Origin of the sequence: Xylanibacter caecicola, assembly GCF_013166515.1 — a bacterium.
Taxonomy (GTDB): Bacteria; Bacteroidota; Bacteroidia; order Bacteroidales; family Bacteroidaceae; genus Prevotella; species Prevotella caecicola.
Map to the genome: position 1 here is coordinate 160,215 of NZ_JABKKJ010000005.1, position 22,174 is coordinate 182,388.

Annotated in this window: 17 protein-coding genes and 1 pseudogene; 3 read left to right on the top strand and 15 right to left on the bottom strand. The window is 44.5% G+C overall.

Annotated elements, in window-relative coordinates:
- Positions 1–11: 11 nt before the first annotated feature.
- The 9 genes from HPS54_RS05055 to HPS54_RS12895 all read right to left on the bottom strand — a co-directional run bounded on the left by HPS54_RS05055 (position 12) and on the right by HPS54_RS12895 (position 14,839).
- Complete coding sequence (locus tag HPS54_RS05055; RefSeq protein WP_172344377.1) at positions 12–1,022, bottom strand: glycoside hydrolase family 5 protein; 1,011 nt, start codon at positions 1,020–1,022, stop codon at positions 12–14.
- A 4-nt stretch (positions 1,023–1,026) separates the two neighbouring features.
- Positions 1,027–3,567 carry a glycoside hydrolase family 2 protein gene (locus tag HPS54_RS05060; RefSeq protein WP_172344378.1) on the bottom strand — a complete coding sequence of 847 codons (2,541 nt, stop codon included), beginning with the start codon at positions 3,565–3,567 and terminating at the stop codon, positions 1,027–1,029.
- Between the two features lie 23 nt (positions 3,568–3,590).
- A complete protein-coding gene (locus HPS54_RS05065; protein WP_420907313.1) occupies positions 3,591–4,553 on the bottom strand; it encodes a glycoside hydrolase family 5 protein in 963 nt (320 codons plus the stop codon).
- A gap of 2 nt (positions 4,554–4,555) precedes the next feature.
- The gene (locus HPS54_RS05070) at positions 4,556–5,668 is read right to left on the bottom strand and encodes a glycoside hydrolase family 5 protein (protein ID WP_253951936.1); all 1,113 of its coding nucleotides are present in this window, start codon (positions 5,666–5,668) and stop codon (positions 4,556–4,558) included.
- Between the two features lie 6 nt (positions 5,669–5,674).
- On the bottom strand, positions 5,675–6,835 hold the full coding sequence (locus tag HPS54_RS05075) for a glycan-binding surface protein (RefSeq protein WP_253951937.1): 1,161 nt from the start codon (positions 6,833–6,835) through the stop codon (positions 5,675–5,677).
- Positions 6,836–6,910: 75 nt separating this feature from the next.
- On the bottom strand, positions 6,911–8,713 hold the full coding sequence (locus tag HPS54_RS05080) for a RagB/SusD family nutrient uptake outer membrane protein (RefSeq protein ID WP_253951938.1): 1,803 nt from the start codon (positions 8,711–8,713) through the stop codon (positions 6,911–6,913).
- Positions 8,714–8,746: 33 nt separating this feature from the next.
- Entirely contained in the window at positions 8,747–11,995 is a 3,249-nt protein-coding gene (locus HPS54_RS05085; RefSeq protein WP_172344381.1) for a SusC/RagA family TonB-linked outer membrane protein, read from the bottom strand.
- Positions 11,996–12,002: 7 nt separating this feature from the next.
- Positions 12,003–12,746 carry an SGNH/GDSL hydrolase family protein gene (locus HPS54_RS05090; RefSeq protein WP_172344382.1) on the bottom strand — a complete coding sequence of 248 codons (744 nt, stop codon included), beginning with the start codon at positions 12,744–12,746 and terminating at the stop codon, positions 12,003–12,005.
- A gap of 245 nt (positions 12,747–12,991) precedes the next feature.
- Complete coding sequence (locus HPS54_RS12895; protein WP_253951939.1) at positions 12,992–14,839, bottom strand: glycoside hydrolase family 5 protein; 1,848 nt, start codon at positions 14,837–14,839, stop codon at positions 12,992–12,994.
- A 276-nt stretch (positions 14,840–15,115) separates the two neighbouring features.
- Between HPS54_RS12895 and HPS54_RS05100 the strand changes: the two genes are divergently transcribed.
- A complete protein-coding gene (locus HPS54_RS05100) occupies positions 15,116–15,997 on the top strand; it encodes an AraC family transcriptional regulator (protein WP_172344383.1) in 882 nt (293 codons plus the stop codon).
- A 320-nt stretch (positions 15,998–16,317) separates the two neighbouring features.
- On the opposite strand, the gene HPS54_RS05105 is transcribed toward HPS54_RS05100, so the two are convergent.
- A complete protein-coding gene (locus tag HPS54_RS05105) occupies positions 16,318–17,676 on the bottom strand; it encodes a hypothetical protein (protein WP_172344384.1) in 1,359 nt (452 codons plus the stop codon).
- A 199-nt stretch (positions 17,677–17,875) separates the two neighbouring features.
- On the opposite strand from HPS54_RS05105, the gene HPS54_RS05110 reads away from it, so the two are divergent.
- Entirely contained in the window at positions 17,876–18,712 is an 837-nt protein-coding gene (locus HPS54_RS05110; protein WP_253951940.1) for a DUF4886 domain-containing protein, read from the top strand.
- Positions 18,713–18,797: 85 nt separating this feature from the next.
- On the opposite strand, the gene HPS54_RS05115 is transcribed toward HPS54_RS05110, so the two are convergent.
- From HPS54_RS05115 to HPS54_RS12990, 4 genes are all read right to left on the bottom strand, one after another.
- Positions 18,798–19,019: a DUF2795 domain-containing protein gene (locus tag HPS54_RS05115; RefSeq protein WP_172344385.1), complete on the bottom strand. Its 222-nt coding sequence runs from the start codon at positions 19,017–19,019 to the stop codon at positions 18,798–18,800.
- A gap of 51 nt (positions 19,020–19,070) precedes the next feature.
- A complete protein-coding gene (locus HPS54_RS05120) occupies positions 19,071–19,634 on the bottom strand; it encodes a cob(I)yrinic acid a,c-diamide adenosyltransferase (RefSeq protein WP_172344386.1) in 564 nt (187 codons plus the stop codon).
- 11 nt (positions 19,635–19,645) lie between these two features.
- Positions 19,646–20,113 (bottom strand): hypothetical protein, encoded by a 468-nt coding sequence (locus tag HPS54_RS05125; RefSeq protein ID WP_216653037.1) that lies wholly within the window; start codon positions 20,111–20,113, stop codon positions 19,646–19,648.
- A gap of 248 nt (positions 20,114–20,361) precedes the next feature.
- On the bottom strand, positions 20,362–20,496 hold the full coding sequence (locus HPS54_RS12990) for a hypothetical protein (protein ID WP_256378092.1): 135 nt from the start codon (positions 20,494–20,496) through the stop codon (positions 20,362–20,364).
- 843 nt (positions 20,497–21,339) lie between these two features.
- On the opposite strand from HPS54_RS12990, the gene HPS54_RS05130 reads away from it, so the two are divergent.
- A complete protein-coding gene (locus HPS54_RS05130; RefSeq protein ID WP_216653038.1) occupies positions 21,340–21,834 on the top strand; it encodes a YccF domain-containing protein in 495 nt (164 codons plus the stop codon).
- A 220-nt stretch (positions 21,835–22,054) separates the two neighbouring features.
- Here the strand turns inward: HPS54_RS05130 and HPS54_RS13065 are convergent.
- Positions 22,055–22,174 (bottom strand): annotated as a pseudogene (locus HPS54_RS13065) (IS30 family transposase); the annotation flags it as partial.

Here is a 22,174-nt window from a genome sequence, read left to right on the forward strand (position 1 = left end):
CGGTTTCCCTATTATTTTGTCTCCTTATATTTCTGCATAATCTTCACCTGAGGCTTCTCCTTACCGCCACGATATGTCGGAATTGTCATTACAGCATCCGTCCACCATGGACCTGAAGCCCAATAAAGTGCAGGCACGCCATTCTTCTGCAAATATGCAAGAAAATTATCCAATGTCTTCTCCCAGCGTTCATCACCCTCGGGTATACCATATTCTCCTATTATGCCACGAAGTTTGTTTTTGTTAAGCCATTCCACAAAAGGACGAACAAGTTCCACACCACGTTTAGGAGTACCTTCTTCCTGCTCGTATGTAAACTTATAAGTACCCGAACCGTCAAAGTCAAAATAGCAGTGAGCCTCAAATATAAGATTTTCCGAAGGGTCATTCAGCGTCTTGAGATTATCGCTCATCTGTACCCAGCGACGCGCAGAGCTCCAATGATATCCACCTACTACAATAGGGGTCTTTGTATCCACGCTTCGGATAGAGTCTATCGCCACCTGAGCCATCTTATGCCATGACACACTTGCCGGAAGGTCATGAGGCTCATTCATCAATCCGTAACCATAGATGTTTCCGAAATCGCTAAACTCCTGTGCCATCATGCGCCAGAACTGTCCGTAACTCTCATAAGACAAATCAGAGGTACCTATAATCTTCTCACGACCATCATCTATACGACGACAATAGTTATGCATGTCAAACAATACTTTCATTCCACGCCTCTCAGCAGCCCTGACAAAATCTTTTACCTTAGACAAGTCATCCTGACATAAAGGTCCATTGGGATTATGCTGAAGCCGTTCCCAGCGGAAAGGAAGACGTACAAGCATCAACCCTTTCTGTTGCCAATATATAAGATCCGTATCCGTGGGATATGTATAATGCTTGTTATATTCGCCCGGGAATACAGAACCAAAGTCGCCACAAGCCAGATTAACACCAAAAGGCTCACCGGCAAACATAACACCACTTAATGCTATCAACACCGATATTAAACTTAACTTCATCTTATTCATAATTTCATTTATTTTTTGAATTCCACCATTTTACTATAGCCGGACGCGATGTATTAGCATCTACTATTACCGTCTCACCCGGATCAATCCATAAATAATTGTCCGATAAAAGCAGACTCGAAGACATTCCGGGCACATCTATAGTAACTCCTACAGCCGGCCAATCAGACTGATTTTTTATTGTTATAGTATTTCCGTCCTGTTCAAAACATACATCTGCTGCACACGATTCCTGCATTACACCACGGCGTGTCTCATAATTACAGAAGTACCAGTTTCTTGCTATAAGTGTACCATCATCTTTCAAAAGATCTGTTTTCATATACAGCATCTCACTTAATGTCTGGTTATCCTTCAGTACAATGTCCGAAATCTTCTCAACCCTTCCTTTAGGCTTAATCGTAATTAACGTATCCAGAACGCACTTCATCTTATGGTTCCAAACAGAAAGACGGGCTTTTACATTCCGGTCCGTAATAGTATTATTATCATCAAGAAGATAATAAGGAATACTGACCTCTTGCCCTGCCATATTTGTCCTGTCAAACAACAAGACAGTAGTTGTAGGCTCAAAAGCCCGCTTAGCAAAATAATGCAAAGGTTTTATTACACCGTAATAATCTATACTCGACCATGACAATCCCGGATAGTTATCATTTAACTTATAATAAAGAGCACCTGTTGTATTTGGCCACATTGTACGAGAACGCTCAAGAGTGTGCCTTACGCCTACCACCTGTGCCATCTGTGACCCGAACACAACGTCATCCAAAGTTTCCAAAGATGTGAAATAACCGGCATACTGCCCCAACCTGCTAATCTCTCCATTTGTACCGAATATTGGAGTATGATGAGTAAAAACCGACTCTTTCTTTGGCGGCCATACATATTCCTCATCATTAAGATATTTCATAACAGACTCCACTGAAGGTAATGACGGCACACCGAACTCACCCCAAAAACGTGCGGTCATGTTCAGATTATGATTAAGATGCATCTCATCCCACCAGCAGTTATAGTTATGACGGCTACCGCCCCATGCTTCTGCGCGATGAAATGGTCTGGATCCGTCAAGTTCGACACTAAGGTGTCCCATCATGTCTATAGCACGACCATAAGGTTTCTCAGACTCATTGCCTCCTCCCCACATAACAAGAGACGGATGGTTTCTCAGACGAACGGTATTGCTGACAACTGTTTCCCTCAGCATTTCAAACGGTTGTGTCTCATGACTGTTCCATGCAGTAGGCCACTCCTGCATGACCATTATGCCTTTTTCATCACAAAGTTCATAGAACGTATCCGTTTCCGGCATACCTCCTCCCCAAGCTCTTATCAGCTGGATATTTTGCTGACGGGCAACGGACAAGAACCGTTCATACTTCTCTCTTGAGAAATCAAGCAAAGCATCCATCATACACCACCCTGTTCCTTTTACGAACATGTCATGTCCATTGATGCAGAACGTCCAGTTATATAAATCCTCACGTTTCCCTTCCGGGAACGGCTTCATCTCTACTGTTCTGATACCGAAACGCCTCTCACAAACAGACCTTACTTTGCCATCAATCAAAAGTTGTATTTCTGCATCATATAGATTAGGGCTACCGACACCATTGGGCCACCAAAGGCTCGGTTCCTTTATTTTAAAATCGAAAGCGACATTCCCTTTAGCTTCATTTATTGTTTTAGCAAAAGTCTGTGCCTTACCATCAAAATTATAAGGCTTTATCAACAAACGTATTTCTCCTGTAGTCACATTCGGAAATGTGATCTGCATCCGCATGTCACCTTCTACAGAGCGAGTAATAAAGAACGGGGTCTCTATCCTTAAATCAGGTCTGTCTAAAATCTGTACATCACTCCATATACCCATTGAAGGTATCTTTGAGTAATGCCATCCATAAACACAATTGGCTACTACAGTATGTTTCCAAGCCTCATTTGCCGTTGCCGGCCATCCTCCGTTATATATCTCCGGTATCGGCAAGAGCTCCACCTTAATAACATTCTCGCCACGCTTCAGATATCTTTCCGCCTCAATGTCCGGTTCTCCGAACATTCCCTCATGCTCAGCCGCAAGCATCCCGTTTATAAAAATCCGGCACTTATTTGCCACACCTTTAAAAGACAACAACGGATTGGACATCGTACCATCATAGTCAAACGTCCTCGTAACATACCAACGCCTATAAGAACAACGTTCCGCTATAGTATCATTCCGTCCCAAGCACGGATCCGGAATAACCCCGGCACCTTTCAATGCCGTATGTATACTTCCGGGAACATTACACGGAACAGAGATGTCCGAATTTATACTATCTGCTCCGGTCAACATCCATGAACCGTTTAAGGACATGCAACGATCCGAAGCACGATGTTTCATTTTTCTCACAGGAATATCGGACATATCGACAGCTTCCACATCAAGCGGCGATACAGCATCGTGCCATGCCCGGCGATCTATCTCGTCAAGTGAAGCCTGAGCATGTACAGCACATGCAACAAACATCAGACATATTACCGTGAGAAACGTTTTATTCATTTGCAAACAACTCTTTCTTAAATTCAAGGATTATATTTACGCAGGTTTGACCTTACAATCCTGCCGTATGGTTTTATCACATCATCCGTCCAATGCCCGTCTTTGCGTGCCCTTGGAATAAGCATGGAACATGTCTCGTTCTTATCCGAAACAGACCAGTTGACCCAACTTATACGATGTTCCTCCATCCAATCGGTCCAACGCTGCCACTCTTCCATGTCAAGCGGACCGTCACCGGTGCATTCCATACCTGCACATTCATTAACAAAGATAGGAATTCCTTTTTTCCATGCCGCTTCAGCACGGTCGCGCAGTTCTTGTCCATGAGTGGCAGCATAAAAATGAAGACTATACATTATATTTGTCTGTCCCTCCAACGGACGTTCCGCTACAAGATGCAGATCCTGATCCCAATGCGGATTACCGACAAGAACTATATTGTCCTTATCATACTTGCGTATCTCCGCTATTACAGCATACGCATAGTCACTGACACTCTCCCATGTATCCTCCATAGGTTCATTATATATTTCATAAATGACATTAGGATACTTGCCGTATTCCTTTGCCATCATACCGAAAAACTTAACGGCTTCTTCCTTTTCCGGATAATAAGTGTGCCAGTCTATTATGACATAAATTCCATTCCTTATGGCAGCCTTAATAACTTTGTTCATGCACGACAGAGCAAACTCAGGGTTCTCCTTGTAGTTATCTTCAATACAGACGCCCATGGCTGCACGCAATACAGTACAGTTCCAGTCATCCCGAAGCCATTTTACACATTTTGCATTGTAAAAACGAGGCCACAGATTGTGCCAGCCAAGGCTTACACCACGAAGAGCGACAGGCTCTCCCTTACTGTCACACAGTTGATTACCAATGACCTGCAGTTGCCCCCACCTCTTCACCGGAGTAACGGCAGAGGCAGCCACAGTCATCATCAACATTATAATAACAATCTTAATTCTGCTCATAAGAAACATCATCATTTCGCCTTAAAATACTTCTCAAGCACCGACATCTGGGGTCTGTCTTGTCCGTTTACAGGTTGTACTGCAAGAGAATAGTCTCCCCAACGCGAACCGGCAGACCAATATGTACCGCCTATTCCGTTCTCCGAAAGATATTCCAACGCCTTATCAAGAGTGACAAGCCAGCGCGGGTCGTCATCCGGCACACCGTATTCACCGACAAAACCCTGCTTGCCATATTTCTTACACCACTCAACAAACGGCTTCAGTCTCTCTACACCAATATTCTCCGTAGCCTGTTCCTGATCATAGTTCTTGACATACTTGCCACTGGCATCATTGTCAAAATACACATGCGCTTGGAATATAAGTTTGTCCGAAGGGTCTGTAAGGTCTTTAAGATCCTGACTCAAGTTTGTCCACTTGCTGGACGAAGCATATTCATTGCCTTCAATAACTATAGGTGTCTGCTTGTCCACTTCACGTATGGCATCTATACATTCCTGAGCCAGTTTGTCCCAAGGAGAAGACTTCAGCATATCATGAGGCTCGTTCATTATATCATAGCCCCATATATTTGTATATCCCATAAACTCCTGTGCCAAACGTTTCCACAAGTCGCAGAAATGAGCAGAAGAACATGTACGGGAACCCAAGATGGCATAATTGTTGGCATCAGAGTTATGACCGTTGCTGTATGTGCAATAACGCCCGAAGTTATGCAAATCAAGGATTACATAAATCCCAAGTTCCTGAGCCGCACTGACAACAGCTTTCATTTTTGCGAGTTCCACCTGATCCAGTTCACCGCCAAGCTGTCTCTGTATACGCTCCCATCTGAACGGGAAACGTATCAGCTTAAAGCCTTTATTTGCAAAATACTCTATATCCGAACGGGTCGGGTAACCGTAATGTGTACCATCCACTCCCGGATAGACGGCAGCAAACTCGGCACCGGACATATTCACGCCAAAATATGGTTCCGCAAGTTTAGCAACAGAGCCTCCTCCACCGGTACCTCCGCCGGTTTCTTCACCGTTGCCGTCATTATCACTGTCGCATGCCGTCAGTCCCAGACACATCAGTGCCAGAACCATAATTATATTGATAAACTTAATATTCTTCATATCTGATTATTTTTTTACGAAACGGAAGTTTGTCATTGCTATATTATATGTCTGCGCCGAAGTTGGAGAGAAGATTATCATGAACGAATAACGTACGCTGCTGTCGGTTCCGGCCGGCACAAGCACATGTCCCTCAGGATCTTCCTCGTCAAGGTCTATTCGTATGGTTTTCCACTGATTTTTCGTATTCAAAGCAATACCGTCACCACCCGGATACCACTGATAGTTGCCGAAAATAATCCTGTAATTGGAGTTCAGAGGATATTTCTGATCATTCCAGAACTCAAAGCGCATCTGATAATCCTGAGGATTGGCAGCCACATCGGCAGGCAAATCGATGTATCCGGCCCAGAACACCATCCATCCCCAAGCGTTCACCTGATCTTTAAAACGTATGTACTTACCGTCACTACCTAAAGGTTTGGGGTCATCAGGTCCAGCAGAGAACTTGCTGTACAAGAAGTTCTTCGGTGCCCACGGATATTTGCTTGCATGGGTAAATGCACCTACACCCGGCCAGTTATTAAAGTCAAACAGTTCCGAAACACCCGGTTTGGCATAGTCTAAGGTTACAGGCTCTGCCATCTTACTGCCCTGAACAGTTACAGGGTCGCCCATTCTTGCATTACCGGGTATCTGTATCATAAGTTCTGTTTCCGAAGCTGCAAGCACATTTACATCCTTATCACCCACTTTAACGACAGCATCTTCTGCCGTTATTCCGTAAAGGTCATAGTCGTTTCCCTGTATATACGTAGTATCTCCGGGCTGTGCAAATTCACAATACAGTCCCTGTATCTTCAGTTCGGGTATCGTTACTTTCAGCGGAGCCGATGTCTCGCCTAATTTTGTTGATACATATACACGGTCTGTAACCGTCTCGGGAAGCACTCTCGGAACCTTCGCAAGCACTGCATCGTAACTTGAATACACTTCACTCAGGTCTACATCAACATCATTAAACTTCAACGACGTAACGTTGCCGAGATTTGTTCCTTCTATGCGCACCACCTGAGTAAATGCCGCCGTCTCTATCGGCGTTCCGGTAGTGTCGTTTGCCATCACAATCTTCGTAATGGCAGGAGCGCCGGTACTCGGGATATTCTCACCTGCAAGGACTTCATCCACTTGTGTTATGTCGTCACATGCAATACACCCAAACATCATACAGGCACATATAATAGAAAATGATATACATTTCATACTTCTGTCGTGTTTTGTTTTACTTAATCGTTTCATTAATTAGTTCCAGCCCGGATTATTGGCTTTAATACCCTTGTTCGTCAGCACTTCAAGAGTAGGAATCGGGAAAAGAAGATGCTTTTCCGAACGCTCTTTCACGTTTCCCGGTTCATCGGCGCCGCCCAAAGCATTCATGGCAGGAAGATATATACCCCAACGTATGAGGTCCCAACGACGGTCTCCCTCAAGGGCAAGTTCCATTGCACGTTCCTCTATGATTGAGGAGCGTAACGAAGCCTTAGGAGAAATCTTTGTATTAACGCCGTCAACCTTCACTATTGTTCCTTCCTCAAACTGTTCTATATCACGCGGTGTAGCATTACTGCGCTCACGCACAAGATTAAGCGCGTTAACAGCTTCCTGTGTCGGACCGTTAAGCTCATTGGCAGCCTCAGCAAGAATAAGAAGCACATCCGCATAGCGTAAGAACGGATAGTTGGCATCTGTACGGCTCAGAGAACGGTCGCTGATCTGCTGAAGATACTTTGTCTGGAAAGCAAAGAACTGTTCTGATCCGGCACCGTCACAACGCCAGCTTGACGTCACATCCGTATTGTCATACGGTGCTTCACGGTTTTCGACTCTCTTCTGCCATATACCGAAGTTAGGGAAATATGAGCCTCCGCCCCAGCTTGTGTCAGAACCATCACGTATCCAGGCGTGAAGAACTCCTTCATAGATACGATGATCCATTTCTTCAAACAGCATATACCAGTGCCAGCGCATACCCACCGTAAGGCTGTTTACGATATGACCGGCTGCATTTGTCATGCCGCAGTAGTGATAAGAGAACAACGTGCCATACATATTGTCTCCGGATATTGTCTGCAAGGAGAAGAGGTGCTCCGATGCTGTCTTTCCTGAATTGCTCCACAAGTTTGCATAATCGGAAAGTTCTATTTTGCCATAGTCACCGGCTTTCACAGCCTTTGCAAGGTCGTATGCTTTCTGCCAGCACTCTCTTGCGTCAAAGTTCTCATATCCGGCAACAACGCGTTTGTGCATCAATGTCTTGACAGGGTCGGTATATACTTTAGTGGCTGTTCCGTTTATATTCTGTACCACATAAGGTACTCCCGTCTTCACCACAATATCCTCACCATCAGCAGTTGCACCGGCAGCCATCGTTGCATACACTTTTGCCTCAAGCCCGGCAGCAGAAGCCGCATTGACACGTCCGGGGGTATAAGCTCCGGTGGTATTTTTATAGAGCATTGTGCGGGCATCGTCAAGAAGCGGTATTATGGTCTTCTCGTATACATCCTTTATCGGAATACGCGGGAAGTTGTCATACGTACCTTCCTCGTCCACACTTACAGAATGCACAGGAATGTCTCCATAGGCTCTCGTCAGCATGAAATATGCCCATGCCTTAAGGAAATAAAGTTCTCCGAGACAATTGTTACGATGCAGTTCCGTTGCCCCGTCAAGAGCTTTCACGTTGGTAATAGCCTTATTAGCCTTGTTAATTAGGGCATACATGCCGTTCCACATGGCATCTGCCTGTGACGTACCGCCCTGAAAGTTTCCGCTGCCAAACTCCGAGAATTGCCACACTGCGCCTGAGATATAGTCACAGTCGTAATCCAACGGGCGCGGAAACGAACCATACATGAACATGTCCGAGAACAACGAGTTATAGACACCGAGCGTCCACGAGTCGGCACCTTCATTACTATTTGGAATGTCATCTGTCGTGACAAACGTATATGCCTTTTCTTCAAGCCAGTCCTCACACGAAGTAAATACAGGAACTGACATAAGCGCAAAGGCCATGGCTGATAGAAATATTTTGCTTTTCATAATCATTTTTATATTGATTAGTACAGGTGTATATTATAAGGTCAGCTTAACACCGAAAGAGAAGCTCCTGTTATTCGGGTATGAATTTATATCCACGCCACGACGTGAAGCATCGGTACCAAAAGCGTTTACATCCGGGTCAAACCAACTATAGCCGGTTATCGTAAAGAGATTAGATGCCGTGAAATATGCTCTCAATCCAACCGTTCTTGCTATACGTCCGAAGTCGTATTCAAGACTTACGGTCTTAAGACGGAAATACGAGCCGTCTTCAACATAGCGGTCTGAAAGAAGCATGTTGCGTGTCATTGCAGTCGTAACACGAGGCCATTTTGCAAACGAGGCATTTTCAGGTGTCCAGCGTGTATTATACGCGTCTCTTGTAATATTTCCGATACTTGACATTCCTATCATCATCAAGTTACCGTTGTAGACATCATTGCCCTGGGTTCCCTGGAAGAACATGCTAAGACTGAGTTTCTTCCAGCGTCCGCTGATATTGAATCCGTAGGTATAATCGGGATTGGTGTCGCCTATGACAACTCGGTCGCGGTCTGCCGTAAGTTGTCCGTCTCCGTCAACATCTACATATTTTATCTCACCCACCATGCGCTGTGCTTCAGCGTCCGATACCGTACGGTACATCGGATCTGCACGAACCTCGGCTATATTGTCATAGAAACCATCCTCCACATATCCGTATATCGCCCCTATAGGCATGTCGTTACGCTGTATGAATACCTGGCTTGCACCGTACCACAACTGTGACGCATACTGGTCGGCAGGAAGGTTAAATAGCCTGTTGCGGTTCCATGATATGTTTGCATCCACTTCCAGTCCCCAATCACGGGTGTCAACTACTACGAAGTTACCGGACAGTTCGAAACCGGTGTTACGCACGCTTCCGCTATTCGTCCACATCGTTCTGTATCCGGTATTGGTAGGAATTGAAATGGTCTGAAGCAGGTCGTTTGTTTCCTTGAGATACCAGTTCATGCTCATGCTCAAGCGGTTACGCATGAAGCCCATGTCAAGACCAACATTAAACTGATCTGTTGTCTCCCAGCGCAGTTTGGTGTTTCGCGGACCACTTCCCGTATCATACGTGTAACCACCGTTCAGAGAACCGGCCAACGGATAGTTTGCCACGCGTACCCTGTCCATAGTCATATAGTCCGACAAGGCCTGGTTACCGGTCTGTCCATAGCTGACACGGAGCTTAAGATTAGAGAAAATATTAAGATCCTTGATGAACTTCTCTTCTGATATATTCCATGCCAACGCGCCTGATGCGAAGTTTGCGAACTTGTTGCCTTCGGCAAATTTGCTTGAACCGTCACGACGATACGAGAGTGTCGCGATATATCTGTCCATGAGAGTATAGTTCACACGTCCGAGCAAAGACACCATGGTAGAGCGTCCGCGGTCACTCGTCGGAGTGTCAATGGTCATGGCTGCGCTCATGTCATAATCCTGTGTAAGGTCTGTCGGGAAATTACTTGCCGTGATAGACTTGCCTCCCCAATTGCTACGTTCGTATGTAAATGCGGCAACAGCATTAAGGCGGTGATGCTTTCCGAAAGTCTTATCAAAAGTAAGCATGGATTCCAACGTGATGTGAGTATTCCAGTTGTCAGCCTTTCCTGCACGTCCTTTGGCTGTCTTACCCTCACCGGTCTCCCTATTATAATAGGTGTCACGCTCACGGTTTATGTTGCTTATACCGAGATTCTGGCGGAACGAGAGAGAGGGTGCGAGGCGCGCCTCGAGATATGCCGATGTAAATATGTTTGTCGTGACCATCTCGTCTTTTGCCGTATTGACGTATGTACGCGGGTTGGCAGACAGCCACGCATATGTATCCGCATCCGACTTGTCACCTACATATATTGTCGGAAGATAAATAAGTGCAGAACGGATTATACTGTAATCGTATGAATTTGTTTTTGAGAATTTGTTTTCAGAATGTGTAAAGTTTATGTTCAAGCCAGCCTTAAGCCACTTAAGCGGATTGGAGTTTACATTCGTACGGAATGTATAACGCTCATAGCCGGAATTCTTGATGACACCTTCCTGATTTGTATAGTTTCCGGATATAGCATAGTTGCTCTTGTCACTTCCGCCTGAAATACTGAGGTTATATGTCTGGTCTGTTCCTGTCTGTGTAACCTCGTCGAGCCAGTTCGTACCTTCAACCCACTCGGTATTGCCATATCCGTCTGTATGCCAACCGGGCGTGAGGAAGTCCTCGGGAAGCGGATGATAGCTTCCAGACTCGGGAATAAGATTGTTATCCGAGTCATAACGATAGCTCCACTTGCCGGAATAGGCAGGGTTGCCGGCAACAAGACCGTCGTATATGCTGCCGTTGACAACACCTTCATTTACATAGTTTGCGTATGTATAGGCATCGAGCATCTTTATTTTCTTGGAAATTTTCATGACGCCCCAGTTGGCTGAAAACTCTATGCGCTGTGCACCTGCCTTACCCTGTTTGGTTGTAACGAGGACAACTCCGTTAGCACCGCGCGAGCCATAAATGGCAGTGGCAGACGCATCCTTGAGCACTTCGATATTCTCAATATCGTTCGGGTTAATCATAGACAGCGGGTTGTCAACGGTATTGTTACCTGAATTGGCATCACTCTTCGGAGTTCCGCTCGTCTCAAACGGTATACCGTCGATTACATACAGAGGCTGTGTACTCGTACTTGTAGAGTTGGCACCACGTATCGTTATACTGATACCGGCACCCGGAGCACCATCGTTGCGGTTAACCTGTACACCGGCAATCTTTCCCTGCAGTCCGCTTCCGAAGTCAGTCGGCGTTCCACGCATAAGTTCTTCCGAACTTATGGAAGCCATGGCACCGGTAAGGTCGCTCTTGCGCAACTTTCCATAACCGACAACGACAAGTTCGTCTATCATATTGACATCGTCTCTCATCTCGATATCGATAGCCGCACGTCCTTTCACACTTACCTTCACCGTCTCATATCCTATTGCCGAGAATGAGATCTGCGAAGAACGGCTCTTCAATGAAATACTGTACTTTCCGTCAATGTCCGTGACAGTACCGTTACCTTTGCTTCCGACCTCGATGACACTTGCACCGATTACCGGATCACCGTTTTTGTCAATAACCCGTCCCTGGACATTGATACTCTGGGCGAAACTTGCGGTAACGCTCAGTATCATGACCAAAAGCACGAGGAGAATTCTCTGCTTGCCTTCAAACAGACCTCGTCTGCACAAAGACAATAATTCTGGTTTCTTGTTCATAGGTTTTTCATTTTATAGAATATATTAATTTGTCTATCACACGCCTTGCAAATATATAATGAGCCGCATCGTTCAGATGAACCCCATCGCCCGAATCGTATGCCGGAGATATGAATCCTAATCCGTCCGGGCTGGCAATGTTGGTATAGAAGTCTATGGCATGCCTGCCATATCTGTACTTTATTTTCCGTGACAGTTCATCAAACCAATTGCGGTAATACTGTTTTGAGGCATCGGGCTTATTGCCTCCGACATACGGAGGTTGATATTTTTCACCGAAATTGTGAGGCTGCGACGTTGTAATGAAGACCTCCACGCCCGCCTTACGCGCCTTCTGCACAATTGTCCGGAAATGTTTCATCTGCGTTTTCACGCTTATACCGTGCGAAGTGTCATTTGTCGGCATATTGATAATAAGTATATCCGGATGCAGGGACAAAGCCTTGTCTATATTCCGCAGGGTGTCGACACAGAGCAGATGCTCACGTGCCTGATAGCACGGTGTGCCCGTCGGCATTATACGGCACGTGGTATATCCTCCCTTTGCAAGATTTATCAATGTGCATCCGGGATGGTTCTCTTCAAGCCATGCCGACACGCGTGACGTCCATGCCTTATCCGGTGAACTCACTCCGGCACCGGCAGCTGTCGACGAACCAAGTACTACAATACGCTTCCGGGCTTCTACACCCGATGCAAAAAACAACGACAGTATCAGAGTGACGATAATATGTGATATTCGTGGCATCATTGTTGTTACGGTTGATATACTTTTAAGTGTTTTCCCCGATGACAATTCAAATCATGACAAATGAACGTTGCAAGATATTATTCCTGTTGCCATTAATAGAACTTGTCAAATGCAAAGATAATGTAAGCCGAACGCGATCAAACTTGTTTGTAATTGCTGAGGCATAGCTTATCTTATGCAAAGATACGCATTAGTAATTATTTGCTTATACACATTTTTGCCCGATAATGATACTTTCTTGCCAATTATCGTACAATCTTCCGTCCCTTATGTATAAATATGCCGCGCCCGGGGTTCTCAACTTTTATTCCCTGGAGTGTGTACCATGCATCTGGGCTTACAGAAGCGTCAGACCTCTCTATCTGCACAATCCCGGCTCCAACGCTCTGATACTTAACGAGTACGGACATTTGTGGACGATCCTTGGTATAATTATTAGTAGGATGGACAGCCAGCTTATAGTCACCCCAACGATGACCGGCAGACCAGTATGTTCCGCCCATCCCGTTCTCCTGAAGATAAGCGAGGGTATTGTCTAGAACAGTGTTCCATCGCGAGTCGTCGTCAGGAATGCCGTACTCACCTATATATCCGCGCTTGCCGTATTTGTTACACCAGTCTACAAACGGCTTTACACGTGTCACGCCTGTCTGTGCATTGGCACCGGAGTTTTCATAACTGTCTTTATACTCTCCTGAAGAGTCCTTGTCGAAATAACAATGGGCTGAAAAGATGAGATTGTCGGCGGGGTCGTTAAGATTGCGCAGGTTGTCACTGTAATATACCCAGTTGCGCGCCGTGGCAAACTGGTCGCCATCCACCACAATCGGGGTGGACATGTCTTCCTCACGTATTGCATATATGGCAGCCTGAGCAATGTTAAACCACGGCATGGAGGAAAGCATGGCATACGGCTCGTTCATTATTTCATATCCCCATATACATTCATAATCCTTAAACTCACGGGCAAGCATCCGCCATACATCGCAGAACTGGTCGAGCGTGCACGAAGACTCTCCTATCACGGAATATACATTATCGGCAGAACTATAACCATTACAATATGTACAGTAACGCCCGAAATTGTGCATGTCAAAGACCACTTTCAGACCGAGTTCCGATGCCCAGTCCAACACTTTCTTTATCTTGTCTGTCTCACTCTTGATTAGCGATGCCGATCCTAAAGGACGCTGGACACGTTCCCACCGGAAAGGAAGACGGATTATACCGAAACCTTTTCTGCGCGCATAGGCAAGGTCGTCGTAGTTTGGATAACCGTAATGAGTTCCGTCCACGCCGGGATATACCCCCGCGAACTCGCCTCCCGACTCATTCAGTCCGAACATCATTACTGCCTCACGCCTCTCACCCGGAACAACATCATAGCCGGCAGAAGGACAATAAAGAGTAACCTTATTCACTGTATGGTATGCCCCGCGGACACGCAGAACACCGTCACGCAACTGTGCAAGGACACTTTCGTCAATAACCATGCTGTAGTCGCCTGTCATCTCAAAACCGCTGTAGCCGGACTTAAGTTCGCTCCACTCACTATTCTGAAGACAGCCACGCGAGTCGGATGTAACATTGCTTACCGATACTTTTATGACATCTCCGATTTTCGCAGTCTGAAACTGGAACTTAGGGACGGAAATGGTCGGCGTATAATAAGCAATGGCAACGCTGCCACTGAAAAGCACCTTATTCTTTGGGTCTTTCTCAAGTGTTATCCTGTCTATCGTATAATTATATCCCGAAACAGTAAGTCCGCCGGAACGCAACTGCGACTGTATTGCGGGAGAAACTATCAAGGAAAAGTCACCATATACCTTAAACTCTGTCTCATCAGGAAAAAGCGCAGAGCCGGAAGACAGGAAACCTGCGATGCCGCTCTTGTCTGCTCCTAAAAATCCCGAAGCATAGACACGGACTACATCGCCCGCACCGACATCGGAGAAAACATCCGCAGACAAATCCACCCCGGTCCATCCGGAAACTACCGCCGGACCGCTATAAACAACATTTTCCTCTGCCCGGCACGTTGCAAAAGCACATATCGCGAGCATAAACGAGAGTATTAAATTTTTGGTCATATCTTTTTTATTAAGTTATATTGCAAAAATAAATATCTTATATCACATAATATTATATTATTTTGACCCATTTTGATACTATTTTACCTATCTGCATGCGACATGGCATATCAGTATTGATAAAAAGCAAAAAAAGCAAAGTTTCATTGCCATTTATGTGTTTTTGCGTATCTTTGTATAAAATAAACTCCGCCTCAACAACTACAGGCAAGATTGATTGCATTAGGCTTGCAGCATGCTTGAAAATACATAACACATTATATAATAGTATACATCATGAAAGAGACACGAATATTACACGAAATAACTCCTCTTCAGGACGAAGACTCGCTATACATCGCCGACAGGTGCAAAATGATGTTCAGCTATCCTATACACAACCATGCAGCATTTGAACTGAACTTCATAGAACATGCCGCCGGCGTGAGAAGGATAGTGGGAGACCACAGCGAAGTGATCGGAGACTATGACCTGGTACTGATAACAAGTCAGGATTTGGAACATGTTTGGGAACAGAACACGTGCACAAGTGAGAACATACACGAGATAACGATACAGTTTCACTGGAAAATGGATGAAGGATTCCTCGCGCGAAACCCATTCGGCAGTATACGCAAGATGATGGAAACGGCACGGAAAGGACTGGCATTCCCTATGGAAGCAATAATACAGGTATATCCGCGACTGACACAACTGAGCAAAATGAACGACAGTTTCTGGGCGGTGAGCCAGTTCATGGGCATACTCTACGACCTGTCCCTGTGCAAGGGGGCACGCACGCTGGCAACAAACAGCTATGCCAAAGTGGACATACAGGACGACAGCAAGCGTATACTTAAGGTCAAGACATACATACACGACCATTATATGGACGACATACGGCTTGGGATGCTTGCCGACCTTGCCGGAATGAGCACAAGTGCATTCAGCCGTTTCTTCAAGTTGCATACGGGATACACGCTACGCGAATATCTGATAAACATACGCCTCGGCAATGCGGCAAGACTTCTGCTTGACACCGGAGAAAGCATTGCGAACATCAGTTTCTTCTGCGGTTTCAATAATCTGAGCAACTTCAACCGCATATTCAAAGACCGCAAAGGATGCTCACCTTCGGAGTTTCGCGAACAGGTAAGAAAGGCACGTATCATACTTTGACATAACCGATAAAACGGGACGATTTGCAAAAGGTCACCTTTCGGACTGCGAAAGGTGACCTTTCAGCGTCTAAAAGGCGGCATATCGGAGCCTAAAAGAGCACCTTTTACAACGCGGAATGAAACAACGGCGCAAAGTGCTGAATGTAAGCCACATGCAAGAAGCACCATATAAAGAAAAAAGGCGCCCTTTAACAGACCGTCGGAAAAGCTACGGAATGTTAAAGGACGCCGAATGTCATCCTGATTTTTTAAAAGAATATTTGTTTTTAAGTTACGGGTTTAATCTTTAACCATAAACAAATCAACTAATCAACCAACTCATCTATTAATATATTTTCTGCCGTTCTTTATGACAATACCCTTATGAGAAGCGCTAACGCGCTGACCGCACAGATTGTAAACGGCGCCATTATCAACCGAAACCTTATTGTTCTCGATAGAGCCGATACCTGTAGTTCCGGTATTTGCCACAGTTACATAGCGTATTTCGAAATCGTATGTAGTGCCGTTGCCCTGACGCTGGATAATCATGCCTGATGTTTTTATCTTATTGATAATGTCCTCGGTAAGTTCCATGCTGAACACCTGTGTACCAGCCGCCATTGTGGTCTCACTGTTAAGACATTCCCAAGAAGCTGTATCCTTAATATAAATCTGGTCACCCTCGTCAACATCGCTCATGTAAACCTTTATGAACTTGCCGGGCTGGAGGTCTGCACCAAGAAGCGCCGACTTGTTAGGATCGTAGCGGAAATCGACAGATGTGCTTCCCGTTGCAGAACCGCTCCATACGATTGTTTCCGATGCATCGGGAACAATAACATCGTCACCTATCTGTGCCTTTATCACTTCGACCTTTGTAAAGGTGTATGAAGCATCATTGGGACGGCGCAACATTATTCCTTTCTGCTTTATCGCCTCAACGGCAGCAACACTAACCATAAACTCATAGCTGTTGTCACCGGCTTCGATTGTGGGAGAGTTCATGTCTATAGCCATGATATTATTCCACTCCATATCCTGGAACCATACCTGGTCGCCTTCTGCCGCACCGGTGTAATAGAACTTTATCTTGTCGCCGGCAGAAAGATTCGCCTGACCTTTGGCATCGCCTACAAGTTTGTTGTAATTATCAAGGAACGATCCCGACTCGGGAGTGAAGCGCAGTGTTGAAGCAGAAGAGCCTTCCCATACCACGATGTTGCCGGGATCCTCGTCGCCTGTTCCCGGTTCGTCGCCACCGGAAGTACCGTCGCCTTTAACAACATTTACTTTAGTAAAGGTATATACAGCTTCACCTCCACGACGAAGGCGTAGTCCCTTAACCTTAAGTGCATCCACGAAATCTTGTGAAACATTCACAGTGAAAACACCGTCGCCGGCAGTAAGCAGGTCAACATCAGCACCTGTCACGGAAGAGGGATAAGTGTTCCACTCACTATCCTGCAACCATAGTTTGCTGCCCTCAACTGCACCTGTATAATAAATATCAATTTTATCACCTGCGGAAAGATTTGCCTGACCGGGTGCATTACCCATCAGGGCATTGTAGTTATCTTCACCGCTGAAGAAAGTAAGATTGCCCGACTGGGCACCTTCCCATACAGTAATTACTTCTGCTGAGACCTTAAGAACTGCCATCAGCAAGAGTGAAAGAATAAATGTAGTTTTTTTCATGATTTAATGGTTTTAGTTATTGGATTTATTTTTATATCTGCAAAATTCGTGTTTTATCCTAACAATATATAATATTAATTTAGCAGACATTGATACTATTTTACCTATTTTGCCGATACACCTCATTTTAACGCCATAAAAGTATTATAGTAAAACAACTTATCAATACTTTTGCACTGAACAATAAAACAAAAACACAATGAAAACAAGCTTTTTACGAAAAACAGTGATTGCCGCCATGATGATATTATCGATATCGGCGGCAGCACAAGAGAAAGTGATGAAAATACTTGCTGTGGGCAACAGTTTTTCACGTGATGCCGTCGAGCAATATCTATGGGACCTTGCTGATGCCGATGGAAAGAAATGTATAATAGGCAACCTCTATATAGGAGGATGTCCTATAAGCAGGCACGTAGACAATGCCCGCAATGATGCTCCGGCATACGAATACAGGAAAATAGGAACGGACGGTATAAGGGTGCAGACTGACAACAAGCGACAGAACGAGGCTTTAAGAGAGGAGCAGTGGGATATTGTGACCGTACAGCAGGCAAGCTATGACTCCGGAAACTATGACTCGTTCTCGCTCCTTCCTGAACTTGTGGCGTACATACGCGCGCGCGTTCCTTCTTATACTAAGGTGTTGTTTCACCAGACTTGGGCATATGCACAGACAAGCGACCACAGCGGCTTCAAACGATATGGCAACAACCAGATGACAATGTATCGTGCCATATCCGAATGTTCGGCAAGAGCAGCACGGGAAAATGAACTTCAAGGGATTATACCGGCAGGCACGGCAATACAAATAGCACGCTCAACGGAACTTGGCGACAATCTGAATGCCGACGGATATCATCTCGATCATCTCGTGGGACGCTACATAGCGGCATGCACCTGGTATGAGTACATATTTAAAAACAATGTGAAAGGTAACAGATTTGCCCCCACAGGAATGACAAAGAAGCAGAAAAGACTGTCACAAAAATCTGCCCACGCCGCATGCCGCAAAGGTATGTTCGATAAAGACTAAGTGTATATTGGATACAAAAAAAACAATCGACCGGAGCATAAGAACATGCCTCGGTCGATTTTATCACACAGCATAAGAATGTTTGTTAATACTCGTCCTCGTTGAAAAGAAAGTCTTCTTTCGTAGGATAGTCTGGCCATATATCCTCTATGCTTTCATATACATCACCTTCATCCTCTATCTCTTGCAGATTCTCCAATACTTCAAGCGGAGCGCCGGAACGGGTCGCATAATCAATCAGTTCTTCCTTAGTTGCAGGCCACGGCGCATCTTCCAGTTTTGAAGCCAATTCAAGTGTCCAATACATAGTCGTTATCTTTTGCGTTAAAAATTGAACGCAAAAATAATATTTTTTTTCTTATCTGCAAGGTTTTGTCCATACTTTTTCCCTCACGCCGTCAATAAAATTCAGTTTGCGCGCAAGAACAAACAAATAATCTGACAGGCGGTTCATATATTGCAGTATTTCCGGATCAAGCTCGGTTGTTTCACCAAGGAAAAAGATACGTCTCTCGGCACGGCGGCAAACCGTACGACAGACATGGGCAAAGGCAGCCTCGTGCGAACCGCCCGGAAGTATAAATGCCGTTTGCTGGGGGATATTGGCATTAATCGCATCTATCTCCTGCTCCAATATATCGACCTCACCTGCATCAAGGGTGTAAGATGGTGCAAGCTCGGTTTGTGTCTTGTCCGTGGCAAGGTATGAGCACACGGTAAAAAGATTACGCTGTGTTCTGATTATAAGATCCTTATCCGCCCCGTCTTTCATGAAGGACGCAAGTAACCCGAGATTTGCACTCAGTTCATCAACCGTGCCGTAAGCCTCTATACGAGAGTTTGTTTTCTTTACTTTTACGCCGCCTACCAGACTTGTCGTTCCCTCGTCTCCGGTCTTGGTATATACTCTTGTAATCTTCATAGCTTTATGATTTAAAAGTTTACTATATAATTTTGCTTATATCGCTTCTTGTCAAAAAAGACAATTCCACAATAGTATAAATCGAACGTCACAATGTTTCTTTCATCACCGACAATCTCTCTCCAGCATTGACGTGCTTCGTTGTCACTGTTTATGTTTCTGACCACAACAAGAGTCCTGTCATCAGCACTACGGCGGATTGCGTCAAGAAAGCTTCGCCACCGCCCTTCAAGTGTCAGCATGACAAATCCCGGCACACACATGTCATCAAGAAAAGAAATATAATCGGCAGATGTCATATCTGTCGAAACCCTTACAATACGGCTTTTTACACTGCCTGCCTTTATATATTCTTCATATATATTCTCACCGGATGAAAAATCAAGAACCACAGACGAACGGCAATAATTAGCAATTCTGAAAAACAAACGACCAAGCCGTCTGTCTCTCCAACCAATGTTTTCAACAACTTTGTCCAAATGTTCATAAGCGTAATAAGGCCACTTTTCTCCTATTACATAGCGTATGAAAGCATACGCCCACGGTGACTGTACACCAAACCCGCGACAGTGTCTGCACCTTGCAAACCATACGGGAATATTCTTTAAACGCCCTATTACATTGCTCGTCACCCTGCAAATATAAAGAAAATGGCTGTAAATCACAAACGAAGAAGTATTTTTTTAGGAATAATACATAAAGATGCAGAATATGCAAAGTCCAACAACTAATCAACTAACAGCTTAAGTCTGTCGACATCTATCTTGGTAAGCCTTATCATACGTTCATAATCTGGCAAAGCGTCGGTATTGCCGAGAATTACCATCTTTTCGGCATACTCAACTCCAAGTACATCAAACATAAAACGGTTTATAAGCCCGGAACGCACGGAAACATATCGCTCCACATAGACAGTATTCCGACAGAAAGTATATAATTGTATATATACAATGATGCGATACAAAAAACAAACAAAACGGCAACATAGCCTATGGCTATCTTCACTGAGATACAGAGTTTCTTCATCCGGCATATTATTTACGGCTGCAAATATAACCAATGATAAGCACTCCTGACTGATGAAAAGCCCATATTTTTAACCGCGGGATATAAAAAACAAGGCATAAGACATAAATTTCTGATTTTAAAGACATTCCCTCCTGCAACAAGCACATGTTGTCCGTAGCCATCAAGAATTATTTCATCAATAGAATGAACTGTTTATCAACGACAACGGCTGCACCTTGCAGACATACAGTAAAAAACAGCTAACAATCTGTTACATTGTTCATCACATTGCTTCTATAATGGAAATTGCTGTAAACGGAAATTGAAGAGATGTCCTTTAGAAAAAAGACGCGAAACGAACGGCAAAAAGAATGGTTTAAATAAAAAAGAGTTTACAGAACAGACGATTATCATTATTTATTTGTAATTTTGTATTTGGATTGATATGATTATCTTTCCTGATTTTTTTGAAAAAAGAAGCGTTATGCTTATCTCTTGCGAATGAAAACCTGAGAAACTTTCAAACGTATACAAGGATAGAGCATAGTGGTTCTCACGCATGTGGCGTGGGCTGCTATTACTACATCTGTATACAACGGTTTTCTCAGGACCATCATTCGAAGACGTGGCATTGCAGTTCCACGCTTCTAAAATTATTAATTCTCTTAAGGGAACTGGAAGAGAGAAAACAAGTAATATGAAAACATTTGGTAATATTATCTGGCATTTCCCTTTCTTCGGATTTGCAATGTCGTTAATCACCGCCATTGGCGGACTGATATGGTGTCTCACAGTAATAGGCATTCCTATTGGATTGGGATTGTTTCAACTTAGCCTCTTTTATCTTGCACCATTTACAAAAAGAATGGTGTCACAGCAAGATTTGATTCTTCTTACTGGAGAGGAGCAGGCAACAGCCGTGAAGTGGTGGTTTACTGTCATACGCATATTATTCTTCCCATTCGGATGCCTTGCTGCATTCGCTTCTGCCTTACACATCGGCATACAGTTTATTAGTATTATAGGAATTCCATGCGCCATGGCTGAAGCTAAGGCATTATCAACAATCTTCAATCCTATAAACAAAAGATGTGTTCCGCTTGCAATAGCAGAGGAAATAGACCGGAGAAAAAATAATATCATGCTTAATAAATATAAAGAACCAGAGACACATGTGTCCTCTATCGCATGACTCCATAAAAAAGTAATCACCACAGAACAATACGACAACCCGGATATTGGTTTATTCCATATCCGGGCTTACTAACTCCGCATCAAGTGTCCTTTATATAAAGCGACGGAGCATTCATGTTCCAACAGCTAATTAACAATCACACAACATGTAAAGTCCAACAGCTAATGCAAAGTCATAAGAATTTATTGAAAACATGTCTTTTCAGTATCCGGTAGTTTCAACTGGCAAGTGCAAAATTAATGATTTGTTTGAAGAATTCTTCTTTCGGGGTTGAGAAATTTAGTTTCTTTCTCGGTCTGAGGTTCAATTTCTTTCCCACTTTCTTGATATAGTTGTC

Bases quoted from the DNA above. Each gene is read 5' to 3' on its own strand.
- HPS54_RS05055 (WP_172344377.1), bottom strand. From the start codon at position 1,022: ATGAATAAGATGAAGTTAAGTTTAATATCGGTGTTGATAGCATTAAGT.
- HPS54_RS05060 (WP_172344378.1), bottom strand. From the start codon at position 3,567: ATGAATAAAACGTTTCTCACGGTAATATGTCTGATGTTTGTTGCATGT.
- HPS54_RS05065 (WP_420907313.1), bottom strand. From the start codon at position 4,553: ATGTTTCTTATGAGCAGAATTAAGATTGTTATTATAATGTTGATGATG.
- HPS54_RS05070 (WP_253951936.1), bottom strand. From the start codon at position 5,668: ATGAAGAATATTAAGTTTATCAATATAATTATGGTTCTGGCACTGATG.
- HPS54_RS05075 (WP_253951937.1), bottom strand. From the start codon at position 6,835: ATGATGTTTGGGTGTATTGCATGTGACGACATAACACAAGTGGATGAA.
- HPS54_RS05080 (WP_253951938.1), bottom strand. From the start codon at position 8,713: ATGAAAAGCAAAATATTTCTATCAGCCATGGCCTTTGCGCTTATGTCA.
- HPS54_RS05085 (WP_172344381.1), bottom strand. From the start codon at position 11,995: ATGAACAAGAAACCAGAATTATTGTCTTTGTGCAGACGAGGTCTGTTT.
- HPS54_RS05090 (WP_172344382.1), bottom strand. From the start codon at position 12,746: ATGATGCCACGAATATCACATATTATCGTCACTCTGATACTGTCGTTG.
- HPS54_RS12895 (WP_253951939.1), bottom strand. From the start codon at position 14,839: ATGACCAAAAATTTAATACTCTCGTTTATGCTCGCGATATGTGCTTTT.
- HPS54_RS05100 (WP_172344383.1), top strand. From the start codon at position 15,116: ATGAAAGAGACACGAATATTACACGAAATAACTCCTCTTCAGGACGAA.
- HPS54_RS05105 (WP_172344384.1), bottom strand. From the start codon at position 17,676: ATGAAAAAAACTACATTTATTCTTTCACTCTTGCTGATGGCAGTTCTT.
- HPS54_RS05110 (WP_253951940.1), top strand. From the start codon at position 17,876: ATGAAAACAAGCTTTTTACGAAAAACAGTGATTGCCGCCATGATGATA.
- HPS54_RS05115 (WP_172344385.1), bottom strand. From the start codon at position 19,019: ATGTATTGGACACTTGAATTGGCTTCAAAACTGGAAGATGCGCCGTGG.
- HPS54_RS05120 (WP_172344386.1), bottom strand. From the start codon at position 19,634: ATGAAGATTACAAGAGTATATACCAAGACCGGAGACGAGGGAACGACA.
- HPS54_RS12990 (WP_256378092.1), bottom strand. From the start codon at position 20,496: ATGTTTGATGTACTTGGAGTTGAGTATGCCGAAAAGATGGTAATTCTC.
- HPS54_RS05130 (WP_216653038.1), top strand. From the start codon at position 21,340: ATGAAAACATTTGGTAATATTATCTGGCATTTCCCTTTCTTCGGATTT.